The sequence below is a fragment of the Acetatifactor sp. genome, from assembly GCF_982438285.1.
The window spans coordinates 1-8,199 of record NZ_CEWDFQ010000123.1; the positions used below are offsets into that span (position 1 = coordinate 1).

The 8,199-nt window shown below is 48.1% G+C and carries 11 protein-coding genes; 8 read left to right on the top strand and 3 right to left on the bottom strand.

Translation table 11 applies throughout. The annotated features are described in order from the left end of the window. From AC1WIP_RS07710 to AC1WIP_RS07745, 8 genes are all read left to right on the top strand, one after another. Positions 1–603: formate--tetrahydrofolate ligase (locus AC1WIP_RS07710; RefSeq protein WP_481141304.1), on the top strand; the 603-nt coding region annotated here is incomplete at its 5' end. 32 nt (positions 604–635) lie between these two features. Further along, positions 636–2,096, top strand: a complete 1,461-nt coding sequence (locus AC1WIP_RS07715; RefSeq protein ID WP_481141305.1) for a chitobiase/beta-hexosaminidase C-terminal domain-containing protein — start codon at positions 636–638, stop codon at positions 2,094–2,096. An 11-nt stretch (positions 2,097–2,107) separates the two neighbouring features. Then, positions 2,108–2,986 (top strand): sulfide/dihydroorotate dehydrogenase-like FAD/NAD-binding protein, encoded by an 879-nt coding sequence (locus tag AC1WIP_RS07720; RefSeq protein WP_481141306.1) that lies wholly within the window; start codon positions 2,108–2,110, stop codon positions 2,984–2,986. Positions 2,987–3,053: 67 nt separating this feature from the next. Beyond that, positions 3,054–4,445, top strand: a complete 1,392-nt coding sequence (gene gltA / locus AC1WIP_RS07725; protein ID WP_481141307.1) for an NADPH-dependent glutamate synthase — start codon at positions 3,054–3,056, stop codon at positions 4,443–4,445. A gap of 1 nt (position 4,446) precedes the next feature. After that, positions 4,447–4,746 carry a Dabb family protein gene (locus AC1WIP_RS07730; RefSeq protein ID WP_481141308.1) on the top strand — a complete coding sequence of 100 codons (300 nt, stop codon included), beginning with the start codon at positions 4,447–4,449 and terminating at the stop codon, positions 4,744–4,746. Positions 4,747–4,757: 11 nt separating this feature from the next. Next, complete coding sequence (locus AC1WIP_RS07735) at positions 4,758–5,552, top strand: hypothetical protein (protein WP_481141309.1); 795 nt, start codon at positions 4,758–4,760, stop codon at positions 5,550–5,552. Continuing rightward, positions 5,549–6,028 (top strand): 23S rRNA (pseudouridine(1915)-N(3))-methyltransferase RlmH, encoded by a 480-nt coding sequence (rlmH, locus tag AC1WIP_RS07740; RefSeq protein ID WP_481141310.1) that lies wholly within the window; start codon positions 5,549–5,551, stop codon positions 6,026–6,028. Before AC1WIP_RS07735 ends, rlmH begins: the two co-directional genes overlap by 4 nt. 104 nt (positions 6,029–6,132) lie before the next feature. Then, complete coding sequence (locus tag AC1WIP_RS07745; RefSeq protein WP_481141311.1) at positions 6,133–6,513, top strand: pyridoxamine 5'-phosphate oxidase family protein; 381 nt, start codon at positions 6,133–6,135, stop codon at positions 6,511–6,513. A 241-nt stretch (positions 6,514–6,754) separates the two neighbouring features. Here AC1WIP_RS07745 and AC1WIP_RS07750 read toward each other — a convergent pair whose 3' ends face one another. Genes AC1WIP_RS07750 through AC1WIP_RS07760 form a run of 3 tightly spaced genes read right to left on the bottom strand, consistent with a single transcriptional unit; the run spans position 6,755 to position 7,840 of the window. Beyond that, positions 6,755–7,039, bottom strand: coding sequence for an ArsR/SmtB family transcription factor (locus AC1WIP_RS07750; RefSeq protein WP_481141312.1), 285 nt, complete (start codon positions 7,037–7,039; stop codon positions 6,755–6,757). Further along, positions 6,987–7,637: a 4Fe-4S binding protein gene (locus tag AC1WIP_RS07755; RefSeq protein ID WP_481141313.1), complete on the bottom strand. Its 651-nt coding sequence runs from the start codon at positions 7,635–7,637 to the stop codon at positions 6,987–6,989. Before AC1WIP_RS07755 ends, AC1WIP_RS07750 begins: the two co-directional genes overlap by 53 nt. Further along, positions 7,634–7,840 (bottom strand): 4Fe-4S dicluster domain-containing protein, encoded by a 207-nt coding sequence (locus AC1WIP_RS07760; protein WP_481141314.1) that lies wholly within the window; start codon positions 7,838–7,840, stop codon positions 7,634–7,636. The genes AC1WIP_RS07755 and AC1WIP_RS07760 overlap by 4 nt, the downstream gene beginning before the upstream one ends. Positions 7,841–8,199: the final 359 nt, after the last annotated feature.

The following is an 8,199-nucleotide window of genomic DNA, read 5'->3' on the forward strand; positions in this document are numbered from 1 at the left end:
ATTGTAAACCTGGAAAAGCACATTGAGAATCTGAAGAAGTTTGGCGTTCCCGTAGTGGTGACTTTAAATTCCTTTGCCACGGATACCGTGGAAGAGGTTTCCTTTGTAAAAGACTTCTGTGAAGAGAGAGGGTGTGAGTTTGCCCTTTCCCAGGTCTGGGAAAAGGGAGGCGAAGGAGGCATAGAGCTGGCCCGGAAGCTGATGGAAACCCTGGAAAAAAAGGAAAGCCGCTTTCATGTGCTGTATGAGGATGACCTTGGGCTAAGGGAAAAAATCACTATGATAGCAAAGGAAGTCTACGGCGCAAACTGCGTAAATTTTTCATCTGCGGCTGCAAAACAGCTGGAAAAGCTGGAAAAGCTGGGTTTTGGCGCGCTTCCGGTGTGTATGGCGAAAAATCAGTATTCCCTGTCCGACGATCCCGCCCTGTTAGGACGTCCGGAAAACTTTGAGATCAATGTGAGAGAAGCTTACGTCTCAGCGGGTGCTGGATTTGTGGTGGCGCTTACGGGAGCGGTCATGACCATGCCAGGACTGCCCAAGAGACCGGCGGCTTATCGTATAGATGTAGATGAAAATGGTGTGATTACCGGTCTCTTTTAAGGAATTGAACTTGCGGGAGAGGTATGGAATTTATGAAGTGTCCAAATTGCGGGGCGGAGATAAGGGAGGGGTCTCTTTATTGCGAACATTGCGGTGAAGACATTCACATTGTGCCTGATTTTGAACCGGAGGTAGAATTTAGTCTTGAACAGACCTTAAGCGGCATTGTGGAGGAGCTTGGAGACAGTAAGAGCGAAGAAATGGAGGAACCGGAAGAGAATGCTTCGGGGAAACAGCAGAAGGAGCATGGCAGGAAAAGAGCAAAAAGGCGAAAAAGGAAGCTGGCTCTGCTCATAGGAGGCTGTGTGTTTGTGGGGCTGTTTATATCCGCTGCCGCCTGGTCTGTTGCAATTTACCGGTACAATTCTCTTGATTATCAGGTACAAAAGGCGGTACAATGTGTGGAGAGCGGACAATACGATCAGGCGGTGGGTTATTACAGCCGGGCTCTTACACTGGACGAAAGCAACATTGAGCTGAAATTTGCCCTGGCTGAAGCCTATTTTTTAAAGAACAATAGGATCGAATACGAGTATCTTCTGCGGGAAATCGTAAAGGACGCCGATGCAACCACACAGCAGCTGGAGAGAGCTTACGGCAAGCTCATTGCCATTTACCGTGCAAGGGAGGATTACCAGACCATAAACGATCTGATTTTGGGAAGTGAGAACAGCTCCATTATTTCCACCTATCAGAGTTATATTGCAATGGCTCCGGAATTCAGCATACCGGAGGGCTATTATAATGAGGTACAGCCTCTAAAGCTTACGGCGTTCGGCTCCGGCCGGATTTATTATACGCTGGACGGCAGTGAGCCGGATGAAAACAGCAGCCAGTACACGGCGCCTATCCTGCTGGAGGACGGGGATTACATCATCAAGGCTTATTTTGTGAATGATAACGGAATCGTCAGTGAATGCGTCAAAAAAGAGTATCATATTGATATTGAGGAGATTCCGGCTCCGGAGATCAGCGCGGTGAGCGGAGAATACAATTTCCCCATCAACATTGAGGTTTTGAGCGATGCGGAGGATGTATATTACACAACGGACGGCACAACGCCCACCTATTCCTCCACGCCGTATACGGGCCCTATTCCCATGCCCCTTGGCAAATCCGTATTCCGATTTGCCAAAATTGTAGACGGAAGGTGCGGAAACGTGGCGGAGAGAACCTACCGGCTTGTGATGAATACAGAGCTTACCCCACAGGATGCGGAGACTGCAGTGGTGGAGTATATCGTTTCCACCGGAAAGATTTTTGACGAAAACGGCTATTTTAATGAGACGAACGCCAGGTATCTGTATCAGTATCAATATGTGACGAACATCAGTGAGATAGATGATTTTTATGTGATATCCGAAATTTTTGAGGATGCAGACGGAATCCGCACAAAAACTGGCAGTCATTTTGCAGTAAACGCATATACGGGGGCGGTTTTTAAGCTGCAGATAGATGAAAACAATCAACTTACATTAGTTGAAATAGAATAGAGAGGTGTGTTATGTATAGGATTGCGAAAAAAAAGGAGCTTACCGCCAATATTTATTTGATGGAGGTGGAGGCAGAGAGAGTGGCAAAATCCTGCGAGCCGGGACAGTTTGTCATTGTCCGTACGGACAGCCAGGGGGAGAGAATCCCTTTGACCATCTGTGACTACGACAGAGAAAAGGGAACGGTTACCATTGTATTCCAAAGCGTGGGCGTGGGAACGCAGATCATGGCCCATCTGGAGGAGGGAGACAGCTTTCACGATTTTGTGGGGCCCCTGGGCTGTGCTTCTGAGTTTGTAAAGGAAGATATAGAGGAGCTTAAGAAAAAGAAAATTCTCTTTGTAGCTGGAGGCGTGGGGGCGGCGCCGGTGTATCCCCAGGTAAAATGGCTGCATGAAAGAGGCATTTCGGCGGATGTGATTGTGGGCTGCAAGACGAAGAGCTTGTTAATTTTGGAAGAGGAAATGAAAGCAGTTGCCGGAAATCTTTATATTACTACCGATGACGGTTCCTATGGCAGAAGCGGCATGGTGACGAAAACCATACAGGATCTGGTGGATGAGGGCAAAAAGTATGATGTGTGTGTAGCCATTGGGCCCATGATTATGATGAAATTCGTATGCCAGCTGACAAAACAGTTAAACCTTCCTACGGTTGTAAGCTTAAATCCCATTATGGTAGATGGCACTGGAATGTGCGGAGCATGCCGGGTCACGGTAGGCGGGCAGGTAAAATTTGCCTGTGTGGACGGACCGGAATTTGACGGTCATGCAGTGAATTTTGACGAGGCCATGAGACGCCAGCAGATTTATAAAACCGCAGAGGGAAGAGCCATGTTAAAGCTGCAGGAGGGAGATACCCATCACGGAGGCTGCGGCATCTGCAGCTGAGGGATTTGAAGCAGCAGCTATCTAAGAAAACGGAAATTTTGGAAACAGATCAATCATGGAGGGAACAATGGACGTATTAAAAAAGGTGCCTGTCAGAGAACAGGATGCAAAGGAACGTGCAGCCAACTTTAAAGAGGTATGCCTTGGATATAACAAGGAGGAGGCCATGGAGGAGGCAGCCAGGTGTATCAACTGCAAAAACGCTCAGTGCGTCAAGGGCTGTCCTGTTGCCATCAATATTCCCGGCTTTATCCAAAAGGTAAAGGAAGGAGAGATCGAGGAGGCTTATCAGATTATCAGTGAAGCCAGCGCGCTTCCGGCAGTCTGTGGACGTGTCTGCCCACAGGAGAGCCAGTGTGAAGGGAAATGTATCAGAGGAATCAAGGGTGATCCCATTTCTATCGGCAAGCTGGAGCGTTTTGTGGCAGACTGGGCCAGAGAAAACGGCATCAAGCCGGCGGGCCCCAAGGAGAAAAAAGGAAAGAAGGTTGCTGTGATCGGTTCCGGACCGGCAGGACTTACCTGTGCGGGCGATTTAGCCAAAATGGGCTATGATGTGACTATCTTTGAAGCGCTCCACGAGCCGGGAGGTGTTTTGGTATACGGCATACCGGAGTTTCGTCTCCCCAAAAAGGAAGTGGTGGAGAAGGAGATCGAAAACGTGAAATCCCTTGGGGTAACCATAGAGACAAATGTGGTGGTGGGAAAATCTGTGACCATCGATGAGCTCTTGGAGGAAGAGGGCTTTGACGCGGTGTTTATCGGCTCCGGCGCGGGACTGCCAAAATTTATGGGGATTCCCGGAGAAAATTCCAACGGCGTATTTTCCGCAAATGAATATCTGACCAGAAACAATCTGATGAAATCCTTTGATCCTGACTCCAACACACCCATTATGCACGGTAAGAAGGTGGCGGTGGTGGGCGGAGGAAATGTAGCCATGGACGCTGCCCGGACGGCGCTGCGCCTGGGCGCTGAGGTGCACATTGTATACCGCAGAAGCGAAGAGGAGCTGCCCGCCAGAGTGGAGGAGGTGCATCATGCCAAGGAGGAGGGGATTATATTTGATCTGCTGACCAATCCTACGGAAATCCTTGCGGATGAAAAAGGCTGGGTGACTGGCATGAGATGTATCAGAATGAAGCTGGGAGAACCGGATGCCTCAGGACGCCGCCGCCCGGTGGAAATTCCGGGTTCCGAGTTTGTCATGGAGCTGGATACAGTGATCATGTCCCTGGGAACCTCTCCCAATCCGTTGATTTCATCTACTACGAAGGGGCTTGAGGTCAATAAGTGGAAATGTATCATTGCGGACGAGACTGACGGAAAGACCACCAAAGAAGGCGTTTATGCGGGCGGGGACGCTGTCACCGGAGCTGCCACCGTTATCCTGGCCATGGGCGCAGGAAAGGCGGCGGCCAGGGGAATAGACGAATACTTAAGCGGAAAGGAATCGTAATATGGTTAAGCATATTGTACTGTGGAATTTTGTGGAGGAGCTTACGACACAGGAGCGCACACAGGCGGGAGAGAAGATGAAGCAGCTTTTAGAGCCCATCAAAGAGCGTGTTCCGGGGGCTGTGGACATTCAGGTAATCATGAATGAACAGGAATCCAGCAACCGGGATGTGGCTTTGATTTCCACCTTTGAGACCGTGGAGGCTCTGGCGGAATATCAAAAGCATCCGGATCATGTGTCCGCAGGAAAGTATATCAGAAGCGTTACCTGCAACAGAGCCTGCATGGATTACGAGTTTTAGGAGGAAGGATTATGCCCTGGTGTCCCAAATGCAAGAATGAGTATCGTGAAGGAATCACCGTATGCGCAGACTGCGGGTGCGAGCTGGTGAATGAGGAGCAGATGGAGGAGCTTGTTTCTGTCATTTTTGGGGAGGAGGAACAGATGACTTCCCTGAAGGCGTTTTTGGAGTATCAGCAGATTGAGGGTGCCGTGATCCGCTATGACGAGCAGGATCAGGTTTTCGAGCTGCTTGTAAGGAAAAACGACAGGGAACGGGCTTTGGAAATTGCCAGGATTTTTTTGGAGCAGGAGGGCTCCCTTTCGCAAAACCGGGAGGGAAAAGAGGAAAATTCTACAGTTTATGAAAAGAGTGAACAAAAGGCGGAGGATAATCGTTCCTCTGCCTGGACGTTGTTAGTTGTGGGCGGTGCAGGTCTGGTATTTTTAATGCTGGGAATGGGGGGAGTGCTTCCCTTTTCTGTGGGCAATCCCTATTTGTTTTACGGTGTGATGAGCGCTGTATTTCTGCTTTTTATTGTGATGGGCGTAGTTTCCATGAAAAATGCCAGAGTATTTGAAAAGAAAGCGGAATCGGAGAATACCCTTCGTGAAACGTTGGAGAAGTGGTGCAGAGAAAATCTGGACGCCGGAGAAATCGACAAGGAGCTTGGAGATGTGTCAGGGGATGGGAAAGAGATTCTCTACTTTAAGCGGTATGAGAAATTGAAGGAGAAGCTGAACCATCAATTTATGAATCTGGATCAGGCCTTTCTGGAAAATCTCATCGACGAAACCATATATGATATGGTGTTTGGAGACATATGAAAATCACAGTAGTATGTGTGGGAAAAATCAAGGAAAAATTTTACAGGGATGCTGTTTCAGAATATGAAAAGCGTCTGAGCAGATACTGCAGATTTGAAATTCTGGAGGTGGCGGACGAAAAAACCCCGGAGGGCGCGGGGAAAGCTTTGGAGGAGCAGATCAAAGAAAAAGAAGGGAAGCGGATTCTGGCCAGGATAAAAGAGGATGCTTATGTGTGCACCCTTGAGATCGGAGGCAGAAAATTTTCCTCGGAGGGTTTTGCGGCCTATCTGGAGAAGGCTGCTTTAAGCGGGAAAAGCAATATCGTTTTTGTGATCGGCGGCTCCCTCGGACTGCACCAATCTGTGCTTGACCGGTCGGATCAGGCTGTCAGCTTTTCGGATATGACCTTTCCGCACCAGCTCATGAGAGTGATTTTAAGTGAACAGATTTACCGGGCTTTTCGGATTATTCATAAGGAGCCGTATCATAAGTAAGGGCGGTTTGCCGCATTTGGGTATGATATGGTGTGAAGTAATGACTTCTGTAAAAAACGTTTGGGAAAGAGTGGACAGATGGTGTTCCGCTCTTTTTTGTATATTTGAGAAAGAAATCCGTACAGTATCTGGCTGCCGTAGGCCGTGATGGAAAGGCCAAATGCCGTCCTTTCATGTTCGCAGGGGAAATGGATGGCAAACTTTGGTTTTGCACCAACAACACCAAGGACGTCTACAAGGATATGCAGCAGAATCCAGACATAGAGATTTCCGTTTCCAGCCCGTCCTATGCGTGGATTCGTCTGAATGGTGAAGCTGTTTTTGAGGACAACATGGCCGCCAAGGAAATGTGCATTCAGAACCCCATTGTCAAGGGACAGTATGGCGAGGCAGCTAACCCGATCTTTGAAGTGTTCTATCTGAAGAATGCTCACGCAGTGATTGCTGACTTTTCCGGCAACCCACCCAAGGAGTACGACCTGTAAGCACAATTTTCCAAATATCCTCAGAAGTGCATTGATATTACACAAAAGCCCGTCGTGATTGAACAGGAACATGGTCTGCGCTGCGGAAACTGCTTTGAAATTTGTCCCGCAAGGGCAGTCGAAAGAAGGCAACATTCCATAACACAGCCCATCCCCTAAGAACAACGGCTTAACTTCCCATCTATTTCCAAGAGCAGTCAGTTATAGTATAATGGAGCCAGCTAAAGAAACCCTTTGCAGGTCACAGCCTGCAGTAATATTTTTTGATGGACTCCAACAGTGCAATAACGCGTTCGTCCTCAATGCGGTAAAAAACGTTCATGCCTTGCTTTTCAGAGGATAAAATTCCGGCGGCTTTCAGCTGGCTTAAATGCTGTGACAGAGCAGAGGAGGTAATATGAGTCAGATGCGTATGGATTGCACCTACAGTGAGACTGCCCTCCATGAGAGCGCATAAAATAAGAAGCCGGTGTTCATTGGCCAGAAGCTTCAGAAGCTCCGCAATTTTTTTCGCTTGTTCTTCCATAGGGGAAATTCTCCTTTTGATTGTTGATCTTTCTGTTTCGCAGTCTGCATATGCCCTGTGTCATTGTTCCCATGGGACAGTAAACGCACCAGGATCTGGGGCGGAAGAGCGCCATTGTGACAAGTCCCAGTACGGTGGAAGTGAGCATTACGCCGAAGAAACCAAAAGCATACTGGGCAAACCAGGGAGAAGCCATGCCCACCTCAGGCCACTGCCATGGAAGCCGGAACACCCACAGCAGAGTCACAGTCTCCTGCAGCGGCGCTCCTGCAAATACTTTGTAAGTGTTGTACAGCATGAGGCAGAACATTGTCATAAAGAACGCAAGGAAGCCATAACGGAATAAGGGGCTTCTTAAGAATTTCGGCGGGGGCGTGTTCCGCGAAAGTTTCAGTTTTTCTCCAAGCAGTCCCAGAAGCTGCCCCCTGCCGCAGTAACGGTTACAGTAAGCCTTGTTTCCTCTGATTATGGCAGTCAACAGCGGAATGGTGAAAAACAGCATTCCCAGCCACGCAAACAAAATATTGAACAGACCAAGGCACAGATACAATAATTCCCCTATCCACAGATAATCGGACCATCTTTTTTTCTTTTTCATCCTGCGTCCCCCCGTTCTATAATGGTGATGACGGCAGCCGGACAGGCTTTGGCGCAAATGCCGCATCCAACACATTTTGCTGCATCCACACGGGCGATAATCCCAGAAGCAATATGAACGGCGCCCCGGGGACAGGCAGCGGCGCAGCAGCCGCAGGCTACACATTCTCTGCCAATATTGGCAATTTTTGGTGAAAGCTTCATAAGTTGCAAACATCTCTCCTGTATTTAAGTATTTTAGATATTACTAATATACTTAAAAGCTGTAGAAAAGTCAATAGGAAATTGACTGTTTCTTGGGCAGAATAAGGATATTATTACGAAAAAAGAAGAGCAGGCTGGAGGATTCTTTTTCAGAGTTCATTCGATTTTCAAGGTGCTGTTTACAGATAAGCTAAGATAAGTCCACATCTAAATGACCGCCCGTCCAGTATATTCACAAAGTCGGAAATCTGCTTGGAAAACTCAATATTCCACGCTCTCGGAATTGTGGTAGAGTAAAACAATAAAGCGATAAGTCCAAGTTCGAGGAATTGACATTATCGATGATTGGTATTATAATC

What these genes read in the sequence shown, in the direction of transcription:
- AC1WIP_RS07750 (WP_481141312.1), bottom strand. Translation starts at nt 7,039, where the DNA reads ATGGAAGAACAAGCGAAAAAAATTGCGGAGCTTCTGAAGCTTCTGGCC.
- AC1WIP_RS07760 (WP_481141314.1), bottom strand. Translation starts at nt 7,840, where the DNA reads ATGAAGCTTTCACCAAAAATTGCCAATATTGGCAGAGAATGTGTAGCC.
- rlmH (WP_481141310.1), top strand. Translation starts at nt 5,549, where the DNA reads ATGAAAATCACAGTAGTATGTGTGGGAAAAATCAAGGAAAAATTTTAC.
- AC1WIP_RS07715 (WP_481141305.1), top strand. Translation starts at nt 636, where the DNA reads ATGAAGTGTCCAAATTGCGGGGCGGAGATAAGGGAGGGGTCTCTTTAT.
- AC1WIP_RS07735 (WP_481141309.1), top strand. Translation starts at nt 4,758, where the DNA reads ATGCCCTGGTGTCCCAAATGCAAGAATGAGTATCGTGAAGGAATCACC.
- gltA (WP_481141307.1), top strand. Translation starts at nt 3,054, where the DNA reads ATGGACGTATTAAAAAAGGTGCCTGTCAGAGAACAGGATGCAAAGGAA.
- AC1WIP_RS07730 (WP_481141308.1), top strand. Translation starts at nt 4,447, where the DNA reads ATGGTTAAGCATATTGTACTGTGGAATTTTGTGGAGGAGCTTACGACA.
- AC1WIP_RS07720 (WP_481141306.1), top strand. Translation starts at nt 2,108, where the DNA reads ATGTATAGGATTGCGAAAAAAAAGGAGCTTACCGCCAATATTTATTTG.
- AC1WIP_RS07755 (WP_481141313.1), bottom strand. Translation starts at nt 7,637, where the DNA reads ATGAAAAAGAAAAAAAGATGGTCCGATTATCTGTGGATAGGGGAATTA.